15 protein-coding genes and 1 pseudogene are annotated in these 23,787 nt (G+C 38.1%); 13 read left to right on the forward strand and 3 right to left on the reverse strand.

All coding sequences use genetic code 11. The annotated features are described in order from the left end of the window. The first annotated feature begins 2 nt into the window (after positions 1 to 2). From IGK86_RS00370 to IGK86_RS00380, 3 genes are all read left to right on the forward strand, one after another. Positions 3 to 269, forward strand: coding sequence for a hypothetical protein (locus IGK86_RS00370; protein WP_002356100.1), 267 nt, complete (start codon positions 3 to 5; stop codon positions 267 to 269). 296 nt (positions 270 to 565) lie between these two features. Further along, complete coding sequence (locus IGK86_RS00375) at positions 566 to 1,801, forward strand: MFS transporter (RefSeq protein ID WP_002356101.1); 1,236 nt, start codon at positions 566 to 568, stop codon at positions 1,799 to 1,801. 20 nt (positions 1,802 to 1,821) lie between these two features. Next, positions 1,822 to 2,001 carry a hypothetical protein gene (locus tag IGK86_RS00380; RefSeq protein WP_002381345.1) on the forward strand — a complete coding sequence of 60 codons (180 nt, stop codon included), beginning with the start codon at positions 1,822 to 1,824 and terminating at the stop codon, positions 1,999 to 2,001. 155 nt (positions 2,002 to 2,156) lie between these two features. Here IGK86_RS00380 and IGK86_RS00385 read toward each other — a convergent pair whose 3' ends face one another. Further along, positions 2,157 to 3,641, reverse strand: coding sequence for a helix-turn-helix domain-containing protein (locus IGK86_RS00385; protein WP_002373754.1), 1,485 nt, complete (start codon positions 3,639 to 3,641; stop codon positions 2,157 to 2,159). Then, positions 3,635 to 5,122, reverse strand: a complete 1,488-nt coding sequence (locus IGK86_RS00390; RefSeq protein WP_010775476.1) for a helix-turn-helix domain-containing protein — start codon at positions 5,120 to 5,122, stop codon at positions 3,635 to 3,637. Before IGK86_RS00390 ends, IGK86_RS00385 begins: the two co-directional genes overlap by 7 nt. Positions 5,123 to 5,832: 710 nt before the next feature. Between IGK86_RS00390 and fss1 the strand changes: the two genes are divergently transcribed. The 7 genes and pseudogenes from fss1 (at position 5,833) to IGK86_RS00425 (ending at position 20,081) form a co-directional block, all read left to right on the forward strand. Continuing rightward, the gene (fss1, locus tag IGK86_RS00395) at positions 5,833 to 11,931 is read left to right on the forward strand and encodes a fibrinogen-binding MSCRAMM adhesin Fss1 (RefSeq protein WP_154212975.1); all 6,099 of its coding nucleotides are present in this window, start codon (positions 5,833 to 5,835) and stop codon (positions 11,929 to 11,931) included. Positions 11,932 to 12,204: 273 nt separating this feature from the next. Continuing rightward, a pseudogene (locus IGK86_RS00400) lies at positions 12,205 to 13,119 on the forward strand (diacylglycerol/lipid kinase family protein). Positions 13,120 to 13,200: 81 nt separating this feature from the next. Further along, positions 13,201 to 14,706: a helix-turn-helix domain-containing protein gene (locus IGK86_RS00405; RefSeq protein WP_104877159.1), complete on the forward strand. Its 1,506-nt coding sequence runs from the start codon at positions 13,201 to 13,203 to the stop codon at positions 14,704 to 14,706. A 344-nt stretch (positions 14,707 to 15,050) separates the two neighbouring features. Beyond that, the gene (locus IGK86_RS00410) at positions 15,051 to 15,290 is read left to right on the forward strand and encodes a hypothetical protein (RefSeq protein WP_002356115.1); all 240 of its coding nucleotides are present in this window, start codon (positions 15,051 to 15,053) and stop codon (positions 15,288 to 15,290) included. Then, on the forward strand, positions 15,287 to 18,202 hold the full coding sequence (locus IGK86_RS00415) for a glycosyl hydrolase family 28-related protein (RefSeq protein WP_179141071.1): 2,916 nt from the start codon (positions 15,287 to 15,289) through the stop codon (positions 18,200 to 18,202). Before IGK86_RS00410 ends, IGK86_RS00415 begins: the two co-directional genes overlap by 4 nt. A gap of 176 nt (positions 18,203 to 18,378) precedes the next feature. Then, the gene (locus IGK86_RS00420) at positions 18,379 to 19,140 is read left to right on the forward strand and encodes a formate/nitrite transporter family protein (protein WP_002389593.1); all 762 of its coding nucleotides are present in this window, start codon (positions 18,379 to 18,381) and stop codon (positions 19,138 to 19,140) included. Positions 19,141 to 19,295: 155 nt separating this feature from the next. Further along, the gene (locus tag IGK86_RS00425) at positions 19,296 to 20,081 is read left to right on the forward strand and encodes a lipoprotein (RefSeq protein ID WP_010713639.1); all 786 of its coding nucleotides are present in this window, start codon (positions 19,296 to 19,298) and stop codon (positions 20,079 to 20,081) included. Between the two features lie 58 nt (positions 20,082 to 20,139). Here the strand turns inward: IGK86_RS00425 and IGK86_RS00430 are convergent, their stop codons facing one another. Next, a complete protein-coding gene (locus IGK86_RS00430) occupies positions 20,140 to 20,760 on the reverse strand; it encodes a helix-turn-helix transcriptional regulator (RefSeq protein WP_002383467.1) in 621 nt (206 codons plus the stop codon). A gap of 316 nt (positions 20,761 to 21,076) precedes the next feature. On the opposite strand from IGK86_RS00430, the gene IGK86_RS00435 reads away from it, so the two are divergent. The 3 genes from IGK86_RS00435 to sdaAA are packed head-to-tail and all read left to right on the forward strand — an operon-like array spanning position 21,077 to position 23,773. Further along, positions 21,077 to 22,183 (forward strand): PTS sugar transporter subunit IIC, encoded by a 1,107-nt coding sequence (locus tag IGK86_RS00435; protein WP_002383466.1) that lies wholly within the window; start codon positions 21,077 to 21,079, stop codon positions 22,181 to 22,183. Next, positions 22,170 to 22,865, forward strand: coding sequence for an L-serine ammonia-lyase, iron-sulfur-dependent subunit beta (sdaAB, locus tag IGK86_RS00440; RefSeq protein ID WP_016616693.1), 696 nt, complete (start codon positions 22,170 to 22,172; stop codon positions 22,863 to 22,865). Before IGK86_RS00435 ends, sdaAB begins: the two co-directional genes overlap by 14 nt. Positions 22,866 to 22,879: 14 nt before the next feature. After that, complete coding sequence (gene sdaAA, locus IGK86_RS00445) at positions 22,880 to 23,773, forward strand: L-serine ammonia-lyase, iron-sulfur-dependent, subunit alpha (protein ID WP_002356122.1); 894 nt, start codon at positions 22,880 to 22,882, stop codon at positions 23,771 to 23,773. The last annotated feature ends 14 nt before the right edge of the window (positions 23,774 to 23,787 follow it).

The raw sequence follows: 23,787 nt of genomic DNA on the forward strand, positions 1-23,787 counted from the left end.
GGATGTTCATGGAGTTATTGGAGAAATTATGGAAAGAATACCAAAAGAATCTGCAAAAAGTAACAGCGCAGTCTCTCGGTTTATCGCTGTTACAACAACAGAGTAAAAAAGTACAGAAAAGCAAGCGAAGGGAAAAAAATGCTTTAGGACAAGCCAAACGCTCAATAGAAAATGCAAATACTGGCTTAGAAAAGTCGGTCCAAGGACAATTTGGTAAAAAAGTAACCGATGTCTTAGACATACAGAGTCAAACTATAGACAGTTTGTAATAGATGTGAACTTATTTTTAATTAAAAGAAAGAGTCCTCAACCATTCGATATTTTGAGAATAGTTGAGGACTCTTTCTTCAACAAAAATCAACAACATTTGTTGAAGTTATTTGTAGATAACGTTTATCATTCACAAATTTACATTTTTTTGTAACGGATATCTCGTATAGTAATAACTGCAAATGAATTTCAGAAAATTTTTTGATAAGTCATCAAAGTGAGGGGATAGCGGTCTTTTATTGAAAAATAGCAACACAAAATAAACAGAACAAAAGAGAGAGGAATTCAAAGAATTATGACAGAACAAACACCAACAAAGCTTTTGAATAAAGGCTTTATCAGTATTACAGTGATTAATTTCATTGTCTATCTTGTTTATTATTTATTAATGGTTATTATTGCGGTGATTGCGCAAGATAGCTTACACGCTACTTTAGGTCAAGCGGGTTTGGCCTCAGGAATTTACATCATCGGGACATTGCTTGCACGACTTTTCATGGGGAAACTCCTTGAACTGATTGGGCGCAAACAAGTCTTACGTTATGGGGCTTTGTTTTATCTTTTAACGACTGTTGCGTATATGTATATGCCAAGTATGGGCATTCTTTATCTGGTCCGTTTTTTAAATGGGTTTGGTTACGGAACCGTTTCGACAGCGACCAACGCAATTGTTACCGCCTATATCCCTAAAAATAAAAAAGGGGAAGGGATCAATTATTATGGTTTGAGTACTAGTTTAGCAGCCGGCATCGGGCCATTTATTGGGATGTTATTGTTAAATGTTTCCAACTTCCATGTCATTATTAACTTTTCAATTATTTTAATTTTGTTAACAACCATTGCTTGCTTCATTTTCCCAGTGAAAAATATTGAGTTAACACCTGAACATCGTGAAGCTTTATCTAAATGGAATTTTGATAGTTTTGTTGAAAAGAAAGTTTTATTTATTACATTTATCGCCTTTTTAATGGGGCTTGCTTATTCAAGTGTCTTATCTTTCTTATCTTCTTATGTCAAAGTAATCGATTTAGTTGACGTCAGCACCTTCTTCTTTATCGTCTATGCAGTCGTGATTACCTTAACACGTCCATCGACAGGTCGGATTTTCGATGTCAAAGGGGAACGCTACGTCATGTATCCGAGCTACATTTTCTTAACACTAGGCCTGTTCTTATTAAGTATGACTACGTCGGGTTGGATGTTATTAGTTTCAGGTGGGTTAATTGGCTTAGGTTATGGGACTTTCATGTCAAATGGCCAAGCGGTTTGTCTTCAAGAAAGCCCAAGTCCTCACCGTATCGGGATTGCTTTATCGACTTATTTCATTGGTTTAGACCTTGGATTAGGGGTTGGTCCGTACGTTTTAGGTGAATTACGTAACTTTATGTCATTCCAACAAATGTACTTCTTAGCAGGCTGTATCCCAATCGTTTGTACCATTTTATATATGGTCTTCCACAAAGCTAAAAATGATGCCAAAGATTTGTCTCTTGAAACGATTGAAGAGATTGAACACGGCTCAGAACTATAAATGGACAAGGAGTGATTTCAATGCCTAACGATGAACGGATTTTAAACGTTTTACAACAAACACTAACGGAAATTCAACGCATGAACACGCGTTTAGCTAAAATTGAAACAGAGTTAGCCGATGTCGATCAACATCATGCGACTTTGGATCATTACTTGCAAGAGCTAGAATTGGTGACAGAAAATAACAACGTCATGTAAAATGAGTAGTTAGTAAATGAATGTTCTACGTTTCGGTATCACTAGAGTGGAACATTGAAAATTTTCGTAAAAAACGCCAAAAGGTAGCAGTTTTTCTGCTACCTTTTGGCGTTTTTTGTAATTTTTATCACTTAAAATGTTTCACGTGAAAACTTTTAAAAGTGGCGTGGACTTTGTTTGGTGACAATTTGTGTATTTAAGTTTTCTAAGCTCTGCGCTAGTTCACCAATGCTAGCGGAAAAATCAACATAATAAGTAGGAATCGTTGATTTGACACTAATTTCTGAAAAGATATTTGTAATAATTACATCGAAAGGCTTTTCTGGTGAAGCGACAAAAATTAATTTTTTATCCACGGCTTTACTTAGCTTTTCATAAAGGGTATCTAAAATTAAGTTACTTTGGTTGGTCCGTACTAAGACACGAATCGGTGGTAAAGATTTCGTTTTCAGTGTACAGAAAAGAATGAACAAGCAGTCAACTAACAATTTTTCATTGCCCATCAATGTTGGAAGCATTTCAATTGTAAGTCGCTTCACATCTTTGTAGAGACTCGGATTTTTTTGAAGTGCTTCTTTTAAAAAGCTTTCTTGCACAAATGGATTGGCAATCGTAACAAAGGTCTTAAAAAAGACACTTAAATTTTGGATAGAAGTATATAGATAAAGGTACTCGTGAAATGTCAATTTAATTTGATAAAAAGACGTCAGTTGATAAATGATCTCTTTAATGGGTGAGCCTAATAGCTGGACCATATGCATCCGTGCTGCTGGAATTTCCAAGACATCTTGTGTGGCGTAGCTGACACTAATCGTTAATAAGAAAAAGGCAAAAAGCCCTTCTTTTTGTATAAATTTTGTTGGAACTTGGTGTAAGGCTTCTTCTTTAAAAAACAATTCAAATTCACTCAGATTAACAAAGGGATTAACAATCGCTTCTTCCTCTACGAAAGTTTCTTTGATAAAAAAGCCCTCTTTCCAACGCGCTAAAATCACCGCAGAAAAAATCAAGTCTTTTGTAAAATCTTGTGTTGTATTGAAGGAAACAGAATGTTTTAAACGTCGAAAGAGACTATGGACTTCTTTTTTAGTGATCGTGTGCAACGGCCAGTCTCCTTCAGAATAATTGTTCCAAAAAAGCATCATAAAGAAAATCCGGATATCTTTTTCTTTGCCCACCAACACATTGGTACGTTTTAAATTGATTTCAATCTGATATTTTTGGAGCCATTGGTTTAATTGACCAATTTTTCGTGTAAAGGTTGACGAAGAAATTTCTAGGACTTTTTCAAAATGTTTGCTATCAATTGCATTATGATTAAAGGCATAGGTCAGTACTTGATACGCGAAACTTTTTTTGACAAAGTAGGGCATCAAAAACGACAGTTGGAAATAGGGTGCAAACCAAAATGTGATCTCTTTGGCATTTGCTGATAAAGAAAATAAGTTCTCCCAGCCGTTTTTTTCAATTTCTGTTTGGAGCAAAGCTACAGATTGTAAAATGGTATTTTGTTGCATTTTTAATTGAGTGGCTAAAGTAGAAATCGCCAATGTTTGCTCTTCTGCTTCACGACGTTCGAGTAATTCTTCTAAAAGAGCAAAACTTTTACGATAAGGTACATCAAGTAATCCTGTTAACATCCGATTCCCTCCAAACTGTTTTCCCCACGTAATTTGGCAAAATAAATTTTGCGGACGACTTGTTTTAAGTTATGGTATTCGTCTAAATAAGGAACGGGATGCCAATAAAAGGTTTTACTGGCGTGAAAAAGCGGATTATTTTTGTCAGTAATGACTAAGTCAGGCACTTCTTGAATATGATTAACAAATTTCAAAGGAACATCGCAATAATTATTGATTTCCTTCGCTAACCAATTTTCTTGTATCTGATTAATAGATGAATGAAGTAAAATTTTAACAGGAATTTGTTTATTTAATAAAACGCTCCGAATAATTAGAAAAATGGTTTCTTTAAATAACGCATCTAGTGGATGTTGTTTGTCAAAAGGCAAACGCTTTAAGAAATAGTTGGTTGTTCGTGAAACATTTGGGTATTGTTTTTCATACAAAGAGACATTAGCAACCTCATAGCTCAATTCCTCTTCCACAGGGAAATGAATCAGTCGTTCACTGGCATTGGATAAATTAACCAACAAAAAGACTACTTCTATTGCGCTTAAATCCAACTGTAATTGCGTACATTTTTCAAAAATCCAGGTGACATGGGGACTTTCATCCATGCCCATAATCGCTAAGTTGGCAAAGTTGACCGTTTCTATTTGTTCAAGTGAATACATCGTTAATGTGCTGAAAAAATCATAGTAGAAACGAATTTCAGCCCGCCATGTGTCGGGTTCTTTTTGTTCATTAATAAAACAATCATTCACTAATAATTGAAATTCTGAATAAGGAAAGGCTAAATTGATCGTAGCAATTTCAGGATAATCGCTGATTGTAAAATCAGATTGGTAACGGAGTAAACCTATGGACATAATTAATTTTAATTTGCGTAAATCGGTATATGTAAAGTAAGGATAACGGTTTTTGATGATTTCAATAAAATTCTGCAATTGCGCTTGATTGGTTTTAGATAAAAAAGGAACGAGAGAAGTTCCTGAAATGAAAAATAAGGAGTAAAAGAAACTACGAAAATCTTTCTCTTTGCCACAAATTTTTTCTCGCCTTTTTAAATTTAAATAACAATTAAATCTAGCTAGATAATTGTTTAAACGGTCACTGACTTGTTTGAAAATAGAAAAGTTAATGAAATGCTCTTCACAAAAATCTTTGGCTGAAGTGTAGCGTTTTAAAAGTAAATCTAAGGCTAACATATAGGTTAATGACCCGCGAACTACGGCTTCTTTCATTAACTCAATCGGGATATTTTCATCGGCGACTAATTCTATGGACTGTTGATTATTAATAATGCGAATATGTACATTTTCATGTGTATTGACTCGAGAAATTAATAAAGTTAATTGATTCAATAAATTGTTGATATTGTAATGGGAAAATTCATATTTTCGCCGGAGTACTTGCATGGGGACTTTTTCTTTACTGTCATACAAGTATTCAATTAGGGAAAGCAACTGAATTTCCTGTTTGGTTAATAAGTTATGCATAATAACCACCTTTCTAATTGGTTACGCTTGTTTGATTTTTCAGATAATACAGATAAAACATTCTTTTCTAAGCGACATTGACAATTGCCAGTGAAAGAACTAGTTGTTCTTATGCTACTGTATCTATTCTTAAAAATCAAGAAGAACTAAATGTGTTAAATAGAAGAAAATACGGATAAAAAATGATAGAGCAAAAAATTATTAAGAAAAACAAATGGTTTATATAAAACATTTAAATAACAAAAATGACAATTTGAGTCTGTTGATTTTTTAGCTTAAATAGCTTATACAAATAGGCTTTTTTGTCTGGTTAGTTCTTATGAAAAAAATTTAAAAAAACGGTATAGTGGAAGAAGGACTAGTACAAATAAAAAAGGATTAAAGGAGTGTTTTCATAAAGATGAAAAGGGTTTCTGGGATTTCATCAACTTTTTCTATTTGGAGGAGAAGTTGTTGATAATTTTTGCTGAAAAATCTCGTTATACTCTTCTTATTCTTATAGAAGAGTCTATAGGAAAAAGCAGAAAATGAATCCGCATTCGAAGTAAGAGTGCGTTTTGAGGAGATAAAAAGAAAAGGTGTGTTGGCTGTCTGTTTTAGCAAGGAAGAAAGACAACAGAAGAGCACTCACTTATTTGGTTTAAAATAAAAAATTGGTACGAAGTGAACGTTCTCTTCTATGTGTCGTTAGTAGAGGAAGGATGAAAGAAATGAGAAAGAATGGTCCAATGGTAAACCGTTGGCTCTACGGGTTGATGTGTTTGTTACTTGTTCTAAATTATGGCACACCACTCATGGCTTTGGCGGAAGAGGTTAACAGCGATGGCCAGTTAACGTTAGGAGAAGTGAAGCAAACCAGCCAGCAAGAAATGACCTTAGCGCTTCAAGGAAAAGCACAACCAGCAACACAAGAGGTTGTAGTGCATTATAGTGCCAATATGTCAATCAAAGCTGCACATTGGGCAGCGCCCAATAATACGCGCAAGATTCAAGTAGATGACCAGAAGAAACAGATTCAAATTGAATTGAATCAGCAAGCGTTAGCAGATACGTTAGTCTTAACGTTGAACCCTAAAGCTACAGAAGATGTGACGTTTTCTTATGGACAACAACAACGAGCGTTGACGTTAAATACTGGTACTGATCCGACAGAATCAACGGTAATCACGAGTTCGCCAGCCGCAACAGCGAATGAAGGTTCAACAGAAGAAGCATCTACAAAATCCTCTGTTCCTCGTTCGTCCAAAGAAACTGTCGCCAGCACGACGAAAGCGGTAGAAAGTAAAACAACCGAGTCTACGACTGTCAAACCGCGCGTAGCAGGACCAACAGATATCAGTGACTATTTTACAGGTGATGAAACAACGATTATCGATAATTTTGAAGATCCGATTTATTTAAATCCTGATGGCACACCAGCAACACCGCCGTACAAAGAAGATGTGACCATTCATTGGAACTTTAACTGGTCGATTCCAGAAGATGTGCGGGAACAAATGAAAGCAGGCGATTACTTCGAGTTTCAATTACCAGGCAATTTGAAACCTAATAAACCAGGTTCAGGTGATTTAGTTGATGCGGAAGGCAATGTCTATGGAACCTACACAATTAGTGAAGATGGTACGGTTCGTTTTACCTTTGATGAGCGAATCACGTCTGAAAGTGACATTCACGGGGACTTTTCTTTAGATACTCATTTGAATGATTCAGATGGGCGGGGCCCAGGAGATTGGGTGATTGATATTCCTACACAAGAAGATTTGCCGCCTGTAGTGATTCCGATTGTCCCAGATACCGAACAACAAATTGATAAACAAGGCCATTTTGATCGAACGCCCAATCCTAGTGCGATTACTTGGACGGTAGATATCAATCAAGCGATGAAAGATCAAACAAATCCAACTGTGACGGAAACATGGCCAACAGGGAATACCTTTAAGTCCGTGAAAGTCTATGAGTTAGTGATGAATCTTGATGGAACAATTAAAGAAGTGGGGCGCGAACTTAGCCCAGATGAATATACGTATGATGCAAATGGCAATGTGATGATTAAAGGTGACACGAATAAAGCGTATCGTCTTGAGTACCAAACGACGATTGACGAGGCGGTTATTCCAGATGGCGGCGGCGACGTGCCTTTTAAAAATCACGCGACGTTAACAAGTGATAATAATCCAAATGGGTTAGATGCTGAAGCAACTGTGACGGCAACCTATGGCAAAATGTTAGATAAGCGCAATATAGATTACGACGAAGCCAATCAAGAATTCACTTGGGAAATTAACTACAACTATGGTGAACAAACCATTCCAAAAGACCAAGCAGTCATTACAGACACAATGGGGGATAATTTAACGTTTGAACCAGATTCTTTACATTTATATTCAGTGACGTTTGATGACAAAGGAAATGAAGTCGTTGGAGCAGAACTTGTGGAAGGAAAAGATTACAAAGTGGTAATCAACGGAGACGGTTCCTTTGCAATTGACTTTTTACATGATGTGAATGGCGCAGTCAAGATTGATTATAAAACCAAAGTTGATGGAATTGTCGAAGGCGATGTTGCCGTGAATAATCGTGTGGATGTTGGCACTGGTCAGCATTCAGAAGGTGATGGCACAGCCAGTCAACAAAATATTATTAAAAACACTGGTGCAGTGGATTATCAAAATTCAACGATTGGTTGGACGTTAGCTGTGAATCAAAATAATTATTTGATGGAAAACGCCGTGATTACGGATACGTACGAACCAGTTCCTGGCTTAACTATGGTACCCAATTCGTTGGTTGTTAAAGATACAACCACTGGTGATCAGTTGACGTTAGGCAAGGATTTCATGGTAGAAATAACTCGTAATGCAGATGGTGAAACAGGCTTTAAGGTAAGTTTTATAGGGGCGTATGCCAAAACAAGTGATGCCTTCCACATAACTTATACTACCTTTTTCGATGTTACCGAGTTAGACGCTAACAATCCTGCGTTGGACCATTATCGAAATACCGCTGCCATTGATTGGACGGATGAAGCGGGAAACAATCATCATTCAGAAGATAGTAAACCGTTTAAACCTTTACCTGCTTTTGATTTAAATGCGCAAAAAAGCGGTGTTTACAATGCCGTCACCAAAGAAATCACTTGGACGCTTGCGGTTAATTTAAGTAATAATCGTTTAGTCGACGCCTTTTTAACGGATCCAATTTTAGCCAATCAAACCTATTTGGCTGGGAGTTTGAAGGTCTATGAAGGCAATACGAAGCCAGATGGTTCGGTTGAAAAAGTGAAACCAACGCAACCGTTGACGGATATCACAATGGAAGAACCAAGCGAGAAAAACCAAAATACTTGGCGTGTTGATTTTCCTAATGATAGTCGTACGTATGTGATTGAATTTAAGACGTCTGTTGATGAAAAAGTTATCGAAGGTTCGGCTAGTTATGACAATACCGCATCTTATACAAACCAAGGTTCTTCACGTGATGTGACAGGAAAAGTTTCCATTCAACATGGTGGCGAATCAGTGAAAAAAGGTGGCGAATACCACAAAGATGATCCAGACCATGTGTACTGGCATGTAATGATTAATGGCGCCCAATCGGTTTTAGACGATGTGGTTATTACTGATACACCCTCACCAAACCAAGTATTAGACCCCAAGTCATTGGTGATTTACGGTACCAACGTAACAGAAGACGGAACGATTACGCCAGATAAATCTGTTATTTTAGAAGAAGGAAAAGATTACACACTGGAAGTTACCACCGATAATGAAACAGGACAACAAAAAATTGTCGTTAAAATGGCTCATATTGAAGCACCTTATTATATGGAATATCGTAGTTTAGTGACTTCTTCAGCGGCGGGGAGTACAGACACGGTATCCAACCAAGTGTCAATTACTGGAAATGGTTCAGAAGTCGTTCATGGGGATGACAATGGCGATGTGGTCGTTGACATTGATCACAGTGGCGGGCATGCCACAGGGACCAAAGGCAAAATTCAGCTGAAGAAAACAGCCATGGATGGGACGACTATTTTAGCAGGCGCTCATTTCCAAATTTGGGACCAAGCTAAAACACAAGTCCTACGTGAAGGCACAGTAGACGCCACTGGGGTTATCACATTTGGTGGGTTGCCGCAAGGGCAATACATTTTGGTGGAGACAAAAGCACCAGAAGGCTATACAGTTTCGGACGAATTAGCTAAAGGCCGAGTCATTACTATTGATGAAGAAACTTCAGCCGAAGGAGCACAACCAACCATTATTAAAAACGATGTCAATAAAGTATTTTTAGAAAAAATGGATGAGAAGGGCAAAAAATTAGTCAATGCACGCTTTAAATTAGAGCATGCCGTAACCACGCCGTTTACTCATTGGGAAGAAGTTCCCCTTGCGCCGGATCGAACCAACGCGAATGGCCAGTTAGAGGTGGATAGTTTAAAACCAGGGCTTTATCAGTTCACAGAAATCGAAGCACCGACAGGCTATCTTTTAGATACTAGGCCAAAACGATTCATTGTGACACAAAGTATGAGTGGGCAAATTCGTGACGTTCACGTTAAAATGCTGAATTACCAAGGTTCTGCTGAGCTAATAAAAAAAGATCAAGCAGGTAATCTATTGGCAGATGCTGAATTTTCGGTCCTTGATGCCACAGGACAAGTGGTTCGAGAACACTTAGTTTCGGATGCAAACGGAAAAGTCACAGTGACGGATTTAGCCCCAGGAAAATATCAATTTGTGGAAACTAAAGCGCCAGCAGGGTACCTTTTAAACACTGAACCAAGTGCTTTCACGATTGCAGCAAGCGATCGGGGCAAACCAGCAACAGTTATAGCAACGGCTAACTTTGTTAACTATCAAGGAGCAGCTAAATTAATCAAAAAAGATGTGAATGGACACTTATTAAGTGGTGCGACATTTAAAGTGCTTGATGCGAAGGGACAAACGATTCAAACAGGCTTGACGACAAATAATCAAGGGGAAATTATTGCAGAGCACTTAGCCCCAGGTAAATATCGCTTTGTAGAAACCAAAGCACCAACAGGCTATTTATTAAATACCACGCCAGTCCCATTTGAAATTGCTGAGAAAAATGCTGGTAAACCAGCGGTCGTTGTTGCTAGTGACAACTTTGTGAATTACAAAGGGGCTTTCCAAATCGTGAAAACGAATAGCGCAGACCAACCATTAGCAGGTGCTGTTTTTGAATTATATGATCACAATAAACAATCATTAGGGATTACAGCAACGAGTGGCAAAGATGGCAAAATTATCTTTAGAGACTTGGCGCCAGGTACCTATTATTACAAAGAAATCAAAGCACCAAAATTACCAGATGGCGCAGATTATATTATTTATCCTGAATTAGTAAAAGTAGAAATTCGTGGTGATTTCAAAGGCGATCCGGAGATCTTCCAATTAGGGGCCTTCGCCAATTTCAAAGGACGCGCCGTCTTTAAGAAAATTGATGCCAATGCGAACCCACTTCCAGGAACAATTTTTAAATTGTATCGAATCGAAAACGGGGAAAAAATCTTTGAAAGAGAAGTAACTGCTGAAAAAGATGGCTCATTGGCTATGGAGGATTTAGGCGCTGGTAGCTATGAATTAGATGAACTGGATGCAACGGATGGCTATATCGTCAATAAACAACCCATTTATTTTGTAGTGAAGAAGAATTCAAATGATAAACAACCACTAGATGAGTTAGAATTTGTGAATTATCAAGCGGAAGTAACGGGACGTAAAGTCAATGAGCAAGGTCAAACCTTAGCGGGTGCAGTTTTTGCAATTTACAATGCCGATGAGCAGAATCAGCCCCAAGGTTCACCGATAACATTCTTGAATCGTGCAGGAGAAAAAGTTTCTGAAATAACAACGGATAAGACTGGCGAAATTTACGCTAAAGGGCTAAATGAAGGGCATTACGTTTTAGTGGAAACGAAAGCACCAACAGGCTATCTGTTAGACACAACGCCACATCCATTTGATGTAACCGCCCAATTAGGAAAAGAGCAGCCAATTGCTTTAGGCGATCTTATCAATTATCAAGGAACTGCTCAATTAACCAAAGAAAACGAAACAGGTGAAGCATTGGCAGGTGCGGTGTTTAAGGTCATTGATGAAACAGGGCAAACCGTGGCTGGACAAACTAATCTGATGTCTGACAAGCAAGGCAAAGTCATTGCGAAAAATTTAGCACCGGGAACGTATCGTTTTGTGGAGACACAAGCGCCAACTGGCTATCTTCTTAATGAAACGCCAAGCGCAAGCTTTACGATTGCCAAAGACAACCAGGGCAAACCAGCCACTGTGGTACTTAAAGCACCTTTTATTAATTACCAAGGTGCTGCCAAGCTGGTGAAAATTGATCAGCAAAAGAATGCCTTAGCAGGTGCTGAATTTAAAGTGACAGATGCAGAGACAGGGCAAACTGTCGCTCGTTCATTACGTTCTGACAACCAAGGGTTAGTTCAAGTGAACCACTTACAACCAGGAAAATATACCTTTGTGGAAACAAAAGCACCGGATGGTTACCAACTGTCTAAGCAAGCAGTCGCATTCACTATTGCGGCAACAGCGAAAGACAAACCTGAACTCGTGGATGCGGGCACGTTTGTTAACGAGAAACAACCTGTATCCAAAAAAACAAAACCAAATCAGCCAACAACGAAACAAGCAGCTAGAGAGACAGGTTGGCTTGGTTTACCGAAAACCAACACACAAGTCAATTACTTCTTTGTCTTTATCGGCCTCCTGTTGGTCAGTTTGGCAAGTTGGCTCTTCTATAAAAAGAGCAAGAAATAAGCAAAAGCTATAAAAAAACAGGCCATCCGTCCTTTCGACGGATGGCCTGTTTTTTCATCTTAAGCTAATCAACTGAACAAAAGTAGCTCCTTCTTATTGACATTCTCAGGTAAGCCTTCATCGCAGTTTAGCCTTTGAACAGAACTTACTGAGTTCTTGGAGCAAATCGCTTGTGCCTCAGCCTTTGTTTTTCGATGCTATCTTTAGGTATTTTGGCTAAAATATTGTACACTTTACATGTGCAAGAAATTTAGTTAGAGATATGAGGATAGAATGATGAAAAAGATGATGGTTTTATACAACGAAACTTCAGGAAGTAGTGAAAGTAAAGAGATTGCAGAACGCTTTAAAAAAGCTGCAGAAGCGAAAGGGGAAGCGGTTATTTTGCAACCTTCCAATCCAGACATTGATCCTGAAGAAATGCGGAAAAATGCCAAAGAAAATCAAGTGGGTGTCTTGGTCGTCATTGGTGGTGACGGGACCATTCATCATGCCGTTCAAAATTTTAAAGACACCATTCGTGACTATCAAATAGGGATTATTCCAGGTGGAACAGTCAATAATTTTGCGCGTGTGTTAAGTATTCCTTTGAAAGAAGAAGACGCCTTTGAGACCATTTTGGCAGGACAGACCACGCCAGTTGACTTTGGAATGGTAAATCAAGATGTGATGATTTCGACCTTAACGATTGGACTATTAGCGGACACAGCAGCAAATGTGACCCAACAGGAGAAACAAAAATATGGTCCTTAAGCCTTTACAAAGCAATTTTTCCGCTTATTAATGAAAAAGAAAAAGTACAAACTAAAAATTGATGGCGATGAAAGACGTTGGCATGGCAAAGCCCAATTATTAACGATGACCATGACGAATTCTGCTGGCGGCTTTACCAATTTCGATGCCAATGCCACGCCAGATGACGGCGAAGTGCACATTATCATTTTGCCTAAGTTAGTTTTTTACAAGTTTGTCTATTATTTACCTAAAATTATCAGAGGACAATTAAATGAAATTCCTGGTGTCGTGTATTTCTCTGGGAGTCAATTTAAAATTAGGGGCGAAAAAGACAAGAAAGTCCAAACACGAACAGATGGCGATCCTACCGATGATTTACCGATTAAAGTAACGGTGGAAGCTGGGGGACTCAACGTGTTTGTTCCTGAAACGTCCACATCTACGAAAGAATAAAAGAAACAACTGTTATTTTTTCGTGGAATAGATTTCTCATTTTGTGTACAATAGAACAGAAGAGAGGCAGTTGAGTGAACAGTGAAATGGGATGAATATGTTGATATATTCGATACAGATGTCGTTTCTAAAATTATTATTTTAAGAAACTTGCCAATTAATGAAGGCTGGATTGACATCAATGAGTTAGCAGAAGAATTACAATTAAACAAAAAATCAGTCAAAAAATACGTAGAACTCCTAAAAGATGACATTACGTATTATGCTGTGGATAATGATGCTTCTTTGGCTTTTGAAAAGGGGCATGGCTATCGCTTGAACTTGGCGTCTAGCCAAGCGTTCCAGAAACTTTATACAGCAATTTTTCGGGATAGTTTAACTTATCAAGTAATGGAAGATTTATTCTGGGGTCGATTTAATGGGATTGTGCCAGCGACAGCAAAATATCATACCAGTGATGCCACGATTCGGCGCTTGCTCAAAGGGTTTACAGAAATTTTAGCACCATTGGGTTTAGTAATTAATAAAAGTACTTGGAAAATTGAAGGCAATGAAGCGTATTTGCGCCATTTTGCTTACACTATTTTTATGGACTTAATCCGTGATACGTGGCCTTTTGACTATATACAAGAAACGGAAGTCGCACAAACTGTCCAAAAAATGATGGCTTTTTTCAACGTAGAAGTTGCGGAAACGGTGATACGCCGAGTTAAATATATGGTCGCTATCTCAAAAGTCCGTAGTGCGCAAGGCGCCGAATATCGACCTTCAGCCGAGCAAGAAACTTATTTAGAAGGTAATAAACATTACCAAGCCTTTATAGAAGAGATGACAGCTACAACCCTTTTCCTTAACAAAAACGATTTAACTTTTGTGTACTTTTTCTTGTTAGCCAATGACCAATTTTATCAAGATGAAGCCACTGCACAAGCAATTTTAGCGCATTTTGATGAGTCTGAAGCGCCTGTTTATATGTTGACTCATTTAGTCCAACATTTCTTATTAGAAGAAATACAAATGACGCCGCAATTGGAAAAAATTCGTCCGCAAATTTTTTATTATTTGTTTGCTACACATTTATTTGCCGAACTTTACTATGTCCAAAATGTGAAAATGTATAATGTCTTTTGGAATAAAGTCAAAGAAAAATATCCGGTTCTTTTAGAAGAATTAAGCCAAGGCTTAAATCAACTTTACGAACAAATAGGCAATGAATTATTTACAAATAAAGAATTTTTGGCTTTGCGTTATTCTAGTGTTTTGGCGCTTTCTAATGATTTAATTCATCGTGAACAAAAAATTGTTTTAGGGTTAAAATCAGGCTTGCCAGTACTGGAAGAAGAACGGGTGAAACTTTCGATTGAAAATAATTTTCGTCGGTTTTATGCATTGGAAGTTTTACGATACAGTGAAGCAAGCAAAGAAGAATGGCAAAATATTGATTTACTATTAGTGACTTCTTTGGCAGATGTAGAAACGGGCCATCCAGAGATCTTTTTACTTTCAAGTGAGTTAACGTTTGAGCAATATAATCGTTTGAACCAAAAAATAGTAAAAATTAACGAGAAAAGAACCACGTCACTTTAATAAAAAATCAAAAAAATGGGCTTTTTTGATGCATATGTCCGATAAATTGTAAAAAAATTTTTCTAAAAAGTAAAAAAAGACAAGAAGAAAACGTCAATAAGTAGGTGTTGATTACCTACTTATTGACGTTTTCTCGTTGTTTTTTAATAAATACTGCGTCAATTCTTCTGAAAATTATGTCAAAAAGGTACTTTTTTTGCTTTTTTTATCGTAAATAATAGATGGTTAGCTATTGATAGCAAAGGAACTACTACTTTTTTTAACAGTCAGTTAAAAAATATTGAGGGTTCTCACAAGAATTTTTCTATATAATAGAAAGAGCAAGGGAAGGAAGGCGGGATGAGATGAAAAAACGGATGGAACAAATTGAAGAAATTTTAAGTTGTGAAGAAAATAGTGCCGGTGTTCGCTTAAAGGAATTGGTTGAGGCTTTAGAATTAGAAGTCACAAATCAAAACTTGTTAAAGGTAACAAGTATCTTACATATGAATCCAAAATTTAAAAAAATTTATGCATACGAAGACAGTCGTGTTATTACGCTGTATCAACTTTTACAAAATAAGCCGTTGGAAGTAACGGAATGAAAAGCGGGAAACACATGAAGAAAACAATGCTCATTCTTCTATTTGGTTTATTGACAGTGGTGGGTCTACCAATGGTGACTGAAGCGGTTGAACCAGTTAACGCAACAGATACAACGATTTTTGGTGCGCAAGCGATGGTGCCTAATAGCACAGAGGATCAAACAGAGAAGTTACAGACGTTGCTGAGTCAGACAGCAAGGGAAGGACGGGCATTATTTTTACCACAGGGAAGTTATGCTCTGTCAAAAGATATTGTGATTTCTTCAAATTATCAATTAATTGGCGATACAACAGGAGCCACTATTTTACATAATGCTACAGGTGCACCGATTCAGCTAACAGACACAACGTACGGGACGAAAACCAATGTACGACTTCAAAATATTGCTTTTGACGGCATCAATGTGACCTTAAAATTGACGAATCAATTAACGCTAGCAAACAATATCTTTTATAATCCATTAAAAGGATTCGTGGTCAATTTAAATGCAGATATTGGCGTTAAAATTTCAGGTAATATTTTCATGCGAGACACGGCACATATGCAATCGGGAGGTGATTTTAACCGAGCGATTTACATTGGTGGTTATTCAACGCCAAGTCGCTTCCAGTATATGTCAGATGTAGACATCGTGGACAATCTATTTGGTTTAAAAGTGACAGAATTAGATGCGATTAAAAGTACCAGTCGTTCAGACTTAGCAGCGACTATTACACGTTTGCAAACAGCCATTGAAGCCGGTGCTATTTCAGTACCTAATGAACAAAATTATCTATCCACCGGGGTTAATTCTTTTAATATGTTGAAGGATGTAACTGTCCAACATAATTTTTTCTATTCACCCTATGATAATGAAAACTTGAATGGTCTAGTGGGAGATCATGCAATTTATTTCCGTGGCGCCCAAAACATCACGGTGGTGGGGAATCATTTACGTGGACTACAAAATGGTCCAGCTGGCGGATTTAAGTTTAAATCAGGTCGTAATATTACGATTATGAATAATTATTTGCGAAATACAGGCCTCATTATGTATGGAACACCAGAGATTGGTTTGGCAGAAACGCAAGCAGAGGGAGCTATTTCAGAATTATCCAACTGGCTAGTGGCTAATAACATTTTTGATTGGAAGTATTGGGACAATCAATATGCAATTGGGATGGAATACAATCGACATACAGGAAATAACAATGTGTTCAATGGCGTATTTATCAACAATCAGTTTGTTAACTACCATAATATTCCGCAAAATCGACGTCGGGAATTGTTAATCGCTAGTGGCGGTGGTTTCCGACCAGAAACGAGTTTTGTGAAAGACAATACTCGAGATGATGGCCTTAAAAACGGCCAATTATTGGTAGAAAATTGGACAGAGGAGGACTATCGCTTAATGCCAGCAACATGGGAATCGTTGGTTTCACCAACACTTTACGAGCAATATAAAAATACGCCAATTCCGGTTAGAAATACTTTAGCAACCCCTGTGGCTACAACGATTGTGCAAGGACAATCAATCGATCCGCAGCAACTGGTTGCTAATACAAATGACGCGGATGAAGCAGTCCCAGCCGCTAAAATCGTCAATCCAGAGGTCTTAAATGAAATCGGCCAACAAAAAGTGACTGTTCAATTAACTTATGAAACAGGTTCATTGGTAACAGTGAACGTACCGGTGACGGTAGAGGCTCCGGCAAAAAAGCTTGATTTGTCCCAGCTACAAACCGTTTATGCTTCGATTGGTGAAGCAAACCAATATACAGTTTACTCTTGGCAGCTATTCACTGCCATTGGGCCTAAAACAATTGTTCCTTCCTATTATCAGCAGGCGACACAATTGTTAGCAGAAGGTCAGGAGAGTCAGGACAAAACCCAAGAGCAAGTGGATCAGTTAACAAGTAATTTGCAATCTGCAATGAAAGTATTAGTCAAAAAAGCCGATATCACGCTAGAGCGTACAGAAGCAGAAAATGAACTTGCAAGCGTTCATAAATTAGACGAATCTGTATATACCAAAGACTCTTGGCAAGCCATGCAAGAAGCCTTAATAGATACAACAACTGGCGAAGGAAGCTATAAGCAGTTACAACAACTGCTTGCTTGGTCAGATGAAGAATTATTAGAGCCAACACTTGGTGGCTTTAAAACGCCTGCAGATGCACAAAAGCGTATTAACCAATTAACACAAACCATAAAAACGGCGTTACTTCTGTTAGTTGAAAAATCAACAGAGACAACTAGTAACACAAGCGAAAGCAGCACTTCAAGCACAACCAGTGAAACCAGTAATACCAGCGAAAGCAGCACCTCAAGCACGACAAGTGAAACCAGTAATACCAGCGAAAGCAGCACTTCAAGCACAACCAGTGAAACCAGTAATACCAGCGAAAGCAGCACCTCAAGCACGACAAGTGAAACCAGTAATACCAGCGAAAGCAGCACGCCAAGCACGACAAGTGAGAGCAGTAGTACGAGTGAAAGCAACACGCCAAGCACAACCAGCGAAACCAGTAGTACCAGCGAAAGTAGTGCTTCAAGTACGACCAGCGCAACCAACAGTACAAGTGAGAGTAGCACCCCAAGAACTGTAAACGAAAACAGTCAAAGCAAAGGCCAGAATTCTGTCATTTACGCGGTAGAGTCTAATCAAGATCCTAATGACGCTCAAAGTAATTCAAAGCCCTCTGCCAAGGCTAGTCAAACAAAGGAATCAGTAGCAGAAAACCAAGCAACTAAACAGATACAGACAAATAAAGAATCGTCAGGAACAGTCAAAAAAGCGGATAATACGACCAAAATTGCCAAGAAAAAATTCCCCAAAACAGGGGAACAATCTTCAGCAGTTGGGAGCTTCCTAGGCCTGAGCTTTTTATCGTTAGCCATAGCAACCTATTGTTTTAAAGTGAAAAGATAACTCTTTAAAAACGGATAAGTAAACATCCTGAAACAAGAAATAGGACTTGTTTCAGGATGTTTTCATATAAAATTAAAAGAACTACAGTTTTTAGTGAAAAAATACACAAAAGTACTTGAATTTCTGTGATATAAGGGTAAAGTAAAGGAGGACAAAAAACAAAGGAAGTGAAATGTTTGTATACACCAGATGAAATTTTAAGTATCAGTATTGAAAATGGTCAGAAAAAAATTCAAAAGCCTTTGGTAGCAAAACTCATTTTAGGATTTATCGGCGGGGCTATGATTTCCCTCGGCTATTTGGCTTATGTGCGTGTTTCCGCCTCTATTCCAGCAGATTTAGCCAGTGTTCAAGCTTTAGTGGGAGCTGCGGTTTTCCCAATTGGTCTAATTGTTATTTTAATGGCTGGTGGTGAGTTAATCACAGGAAATATGATGGCGGTGAGTACGGCTTGGTTTGCTAAAAAGGTCTCTTTCAGAGAATTACTCGTGAACTGGGTCACAATTACATTGGCAAATATGGTTGGCGCCCTATTTGTTGCCTATTTTTTTGGCCATTATTTAGGTTTAACCAGTAGCGGCGCCTATTTAAATCAGGTTCTTTCTCTTGCAGAACATAAAGTTGCAGCAACTTGGCTTCAAGCAATTATTTCAGGTATTGGCTGTAACTGGTTCGTAGGTCTGGCCTTATGGCTTTGTTATGGTGCGAAAGATGCAGCGGGGAAACTATTAGGCATCTGGTTTCCAGTAATGATTTTTGTTGCAATTGGCTTTCAGCATAGTGTGGCGAATGCATTCATCATTCCAGCCGCAATTTTTGAAGGCGGCGTTCAGTGGGGGGATTTTTTCCGTAATTTTATTTTTGTTTATTTAGGTAATATCATTGGTGGTGCCATTTTTGTTTCTGGCTTTTACTATTTAAGCTATCGCAAACATTAAATCCATTTAGCAGATAAAAACCTACACAAAGGCTAAATGCCTTTGTGCAGGTTTTTTCTTTTTAAACAAAAAGGAAAACGGTTGAAAAATTATTGCTAGATTTTTAAAACAATGTTACATTAATGTTACAAAAAGATTTCTGGAGGTAACGAAAAATGAAAAAAATTGCTTTGTTCAGTATGTTAACGTTCAGTGTATTGTCTTTAAGTCTAGCAGGATGTGGAAACAAAAAAACAGCAAGCACAAATGATTCTAAGCCAAAGCAAGAAACAAAGAAAGCCACGCAGAAATCCTCTAGTCAACAAGAAATGAAAAGTAGTCATTCGTCTGTCACGGGTCAAAATTCTAATGTGACAGGGGAAAATCCGTCAGAAAATGCCACGCAGCCTTCTGCAGGAACTGATGGAACGAATGAAGTCCCTCAAAACCAAGCACCTGATACAAACATTACAATTACCAATGTTGTTTTCAATCCTGAAAGAAATGAAATTAATGGTACTACATTACCTAATGCAACCATTACAGCAACGGTAGTCGGTGATGCTTCTGCACAAGCAGGTGTTTTTTATGCGGATGCCAATGGCAATTTTACAGTAATTAGTCCCAGAGCGGGAGCGACTACTCAATTAATCGCAACCGTTGATCAACGGAATAGTGCACCTGTCCAAATTGACATTCCAAGTTCAGGACAAGAAGCAGCGCTTTCTTTTAGCAATATTACGATTGATCCGAAACAAGGAACAATTTCTGGTAAAACAGCACCGAATGCAACTATTTTAGTGTCACGTGCAGATGATGCGCGGGTGATTTTAGCAAGTTTTACTGCGGATGCCCAAGGGAATTTCACAGCCAGTAATTTAGTTCCTGGCACAAAAAATCGCTTAGATGTTACGTTAAATGGAGAAATAGGGACACCTTACTTGTTTGATTTACCAAATTAAAATAGAAGAGAAGTGATTAAAGCCACCAACGCTAGTTAGCGTTGGTGGCTTTGATGGTTTAAGCTTCTTCTTTTTTATGATTGCGGATATGTAAATAGATGGTATTTTTTGAAATACCTAATCGATCGGCAATCTTTATGACAGAATCTTTGAGATTAAAAATTCCTTGATCATATAAACGAATAACAATTTCTTTATTTTGATTCAAATGTGATACATTTGGATCGCTTTCTACTGCTTGTTTTACTTTTGTCAGTGAAGTAGTGATTAATTCGTCAATATTGTCAGAAAAATGTTCAGAATTTTTAAGCTCTTGGGACATATCATTTTGTTGTCCTGAAGGTAATAAGTCTTGCAAGTAATCAATTAATGGCATTTCTAAATGCATATTGATACAGATCAATCCAATAATACGATCATTTTCACCGATAACTGGAATGGTGGAAGATTTTAAAATAACCCCTTTTTGATTTTTATTGTAGTAGGGTTTCACAGCGTAATCATGTTCCGACTCTACTTGACTTAACATTTTTAACGCCATATCAGTAATGGGGGCACCTTCCTTGCGGTTACTGAAATGGCCATTGATGACTTTGATAGCTGAACTTTCCAAATTTTCTAAACTATGAAGAATGACTTCATGGGTACTACCAAAGAAGTTCCCTAATCCATCAAGCATTAAGGCATGTGAATGTAAGATTTGTTTATCTACTTCACTTAAACGTAAATATGACTCCAAGTGATATCCTCCCCTACACTGAAATTAATTTTAGTGTAATACTTTTTTAATGGAAAAGCAATAAGATTCTTTACGTTAAAAAAATACATTGACTAAACTTTTGTTTAGTCGTATACTCTGAATGTGGAATGAAATTTTTGTTACTCATTGTACTTTAGTTCATCGGAATGTTCGCTCATTCTTTCACTTGTTGAGCAATAAAAATTTTATTCAGGAGTACCATCCGTTATAAAAAAATATAGTTGGAGGCAAAGAAATGAAAACGTTATCAGGAATCTTGATGTTAGTCTTAGTTTTATGTGGCATGTCCCTATTCTCTTTTAAAGCACCGCGAGGGAAAAAATCTTTAAGTGCTTTGTCTGGTGCAGCTTGTGCCACCTTTCTACCAGAGGCATTTTTGCGGTATGCAGTAGGCGGCGTTTTTCATTTAGATTATGTGTCGCAAATTGGTGAAACTATGGGTAGTCTAGGTGGTTTAGCAGCTGGAGCTCTTGTGCCGCTGGCTTTCGGGATTAGTCCAGTTTTTTCAATTATTTTAGGTCTGTCATTGATTAAAGTCAGCTTGTTACCAGCTTTTATTACCGCGTATCTTTTATCTTTTGTTGTTGAGCAGATGCAAAAACGTATTCCAGAAGGGATTGACTTATTAGTCGTTATTTTAGTCATTCCAGTCGCTGCTTCGTTAGTTGCTGGTTTTATTCAACCCGTTGTATTAGGTGTGCTAGAAGTTATTGGGGGCACGATTTTAAGTGCAGTAGATGGCAATCCATATGTGATGGGCGCAATTTTAGGTGCTATTATCCCGATTGTTGGTATGACACCGTTAAGTTCAATGGTTTTAACTGCCTTGATTGGTTTGACTGGTGTACCAATGGCTGTCGGTGCGTTGACTTGTTACGGCAGTTCCATTGTCAATGCGGCGCTATTTAAAAAGTTAAAACTAGGCACAGCTTCAACCCCGTTAGCTGTGGCAATTGAGCCATTAACACAAGTCGATATCATCAGCTCCAATCCAATACCTATTTACGCAACGAATTTATTTTCAGGAATGGTTAGTGGTATTGTAGTGACTTTCTTTGGCTTAAAAGTACCTGTGACAGGAATGGCAACACCGTGGGCTGGTTTACTTGTGACATTAGGTAACAATGCCATTCAAACGACTTTACTAGCAGTAGCGATTATCACAGTGGTCAGTCTGATGTTTGGATTTTTAGGTGCGCTGGTCTTTAAACGTTACAGAATTGAAGCGGTGGATAATACACCAGAATTTGAAGGAACGACGGAAGTAACCAGTGAGAAAGAAAAAGAAGCAGTAAAAACCAAAGGAGGAGTTACGTATGAACACAGCTATGGCCATCAATAAACCTAAAAAAGTGAACAAAGTAATGAACTACAAAAGTTGTTTTGACATTATCGGTCCTATTATGATTGGTCCTTCTAGTTCGCATACAGCTGGGGCCTTAGCAATTGGCTTAGCGGCAAGAAAGTTATTCGGCGGAACGCCAGAAAAAATTGTGATTAAATACTATGAATCTTTTGCAGACACGCATAAAGGACATGGGACTGATTTTGCAATTATTGGTGGAATTCTTGGACTAGCAGCAGATGATGCCAACGTAACACAATCCATTGAACTTGCGGAAGAACAAGGAATCGAGATTCAATTTTTAGAAATGAGTGAAGAAAGTCCAGTGAAGCATGCTAATACAGCATGTGTGACACTCAGTGATGCAACGCACGAAATCCATTTAACAGGAATTTCTGTAGGTGGCGGCACTATCGAGGTGAAATACATTGAATTAGACGGTTTCAATGTCCAACTACATGGTCCTTTACCTATTTTGTTAGTCATTAATCAAGACGAGCAGGCGATGCAAGCTTTTAAAGATACGTTACAAAAAAATAATATTCAAGTGAATGCTGTGTCTCGTTATGTGGAAGGGAATCAAATTTTATTCATCTTTGACTTAGATTCGGCACCAATTTCCTCGGTGAAAGAACAATTGTTTTCACTAGATGACACATCGAAAATAATCTTATTATGATAGGAGTTTGACATATGTACCTTTCGATTGAAGAATTTATCGATAAAGCTGAAAAAACAGGAAAAAAAATCTCTGATTTGATGATTGAGCAAGAAATGGAGCGTAGCCAAAAAAGCTATGAAGAAATTTGGACACAGATGGGTCAAAATTTGGATGTCATGGATGCTGCTGTCAAACGCTCGCAAGAAGGAGCAGGCGTTTTTTCTCCTACTGGGTTAACGGGCGGTGATGCGGCACGTTTAAAAAAATACCGCGCAGCTGGCAAAACGTTATCAGGTGATTTAATGATGTCTGCAGTTCAAGCCGCACTAGGTACTAATGAAGTCAATGCAGCAATGGGCGTTGTTTGCGCAACGCCAACTGCTGGTGCAAGTGGCACCTTACCAGGGGTTTTAACAGCAATTAAAAATACCTTGAATTTAACGCGTGATCAACAAATTCGTTTCTTGTTTACCAGTTCTTTATTTGGGATGGTCACAGCCAACAATGCGATGATTGCTGGTGCTGTTGGTGGATGTCAAGCCGAAGTAGGCAGTGCTTCAGCGATGGCCGCCGCTGCAGCTGTTGAAGCGGCTGGCGGAACACCACGCCAATCTTCTGAAGCTTTTGCTATGGCTTTAGGGAATTTATTAGGTTTAGTTTGTGACCCAGTGGCTGGGTTAGTCGAAATTCCTTGTGTCAAACGAAATACAGTAGGTGCAGGCAATGCGTTAATCGCTGCAGATATGGCTTTAGCTGGAATTGTAAATAAAATACCAGCAGATGAAGTGGTGGAAGCCATGAATAAAGTCGGCCGTCAATTACCACGAGAATTGAGAGAAACGGGTTTAGGTGGCTTAGCTGGCACAGCGACTGGCCAACGAATGAAGAATGAAATTTTTGAAAAAGTAAAATTCACCATTGTTTAAAATTTAATCATGAA

This window comes from Enterococcus sp. DIV1206, from assembly GCF_051712485.1.
GTDB lineage: Bacteria > Bacillota > Bacilli > Lactobacillales > Enterococcaceae > Enterococcus > Enterococcus faecalis.

What these genes read in the sequence shown, in the direction of transcription:
- IGK86_RS00415 (WP_179141071.1), top strand. Translation starts at nt 15,287, where the DNA reads ATGAAAAGCGGGAAACACATGAAGAAAACAATGCTCATTCTTCTATTT.
- sdaAA (WP_002356122.1), top strand. Translation starts at nt 22,880, where the DNA reads ATGTACCTTTCGATTGAAGAATTTATCGATAAAGCTGAAAAAACAGGA.
- fss1 (WP_154212975.1), top strand. Translation starts at nt 5,833, where the DNA reads ATGAGAAAGAATGGTCCAATGGTAAACCGTTGGCTCTACGGGTTGATG.
- IGK86_RS00370 (WP_002356100.1), top strand. Translation starts at nt 3, where the DNA reads ATGTTCATGGAGTTATTGGAGAAATTATGGAAAGAATACCAAAAGAAT.
- IGK86_RS00385 (WP_002373754.1), bottom strand. Translation starts at nt 3,641, where the DNA reads ATGTTAACAGGATTACTTGATGTACCTTATCGTAAAAGTTTTGCTCTT.
- IGK86_RS00390 (WP_010775476.1), bottom strand. Translation starts at nt 5,122, where the DNA reads ATGCATAACTTATTAACCAAACAGGAAATTCAGTTGCTTTCCCTAATT.
- IGK86_RS00380 (WP_002381345.1), top strand. Translation starts at nt 1,822, where the DNA reads ATGCCTAACGATGAACGGATTTTAAACGTTTTACAACAAACACTAACG.
- sdaAB (WP_016616693.1), top strand. Translation starts at nt 22,170, where the DNA reads ATGGCCATCAATAAACCTAAAAAAGTGAACAAAGTAATGAACTACAAA.
- IGK86_RS00375 (WP_002356101.1), top strand. Translation starts at nt 566, where the DNA reads ATGACAGAACAAACACCAACAAAGCTTTTGAATAAAGGCTTTATCAGT.
- IGK86_RS00435 (WP_002383466.1), top strand. Translation starts at nt 21,077, where the DNA reads ATGAAAACGTTATCAGGAATCTTGATGTTAGTCTTAGTTTTATGTGGC.
- IGK86_RS00410 (WP_002356115.1), top strand. Translation starts at nt 15,051, where the DNA reads ATGAAAAAACGGATGGAACAAATTGAAGAAATTTTAAGTTGTGAAGAA.
- IGK86_RS00430 (WP_002383467.1), bottom strand. Translation starts at nt 20,760, where the DNA reads ATGCTTGATGGATTAGGGAACTTCTTTGGTAGTACCCATGAAGTCATT.
- IGK86_RS00425 (WP_010713639.1), top strand. Translation starts at nt 19,296, where the DNA reads ATGAAAAAAATTGCTTTGTTCAGTATGTTAACGTTCAGTGTATTGTCT.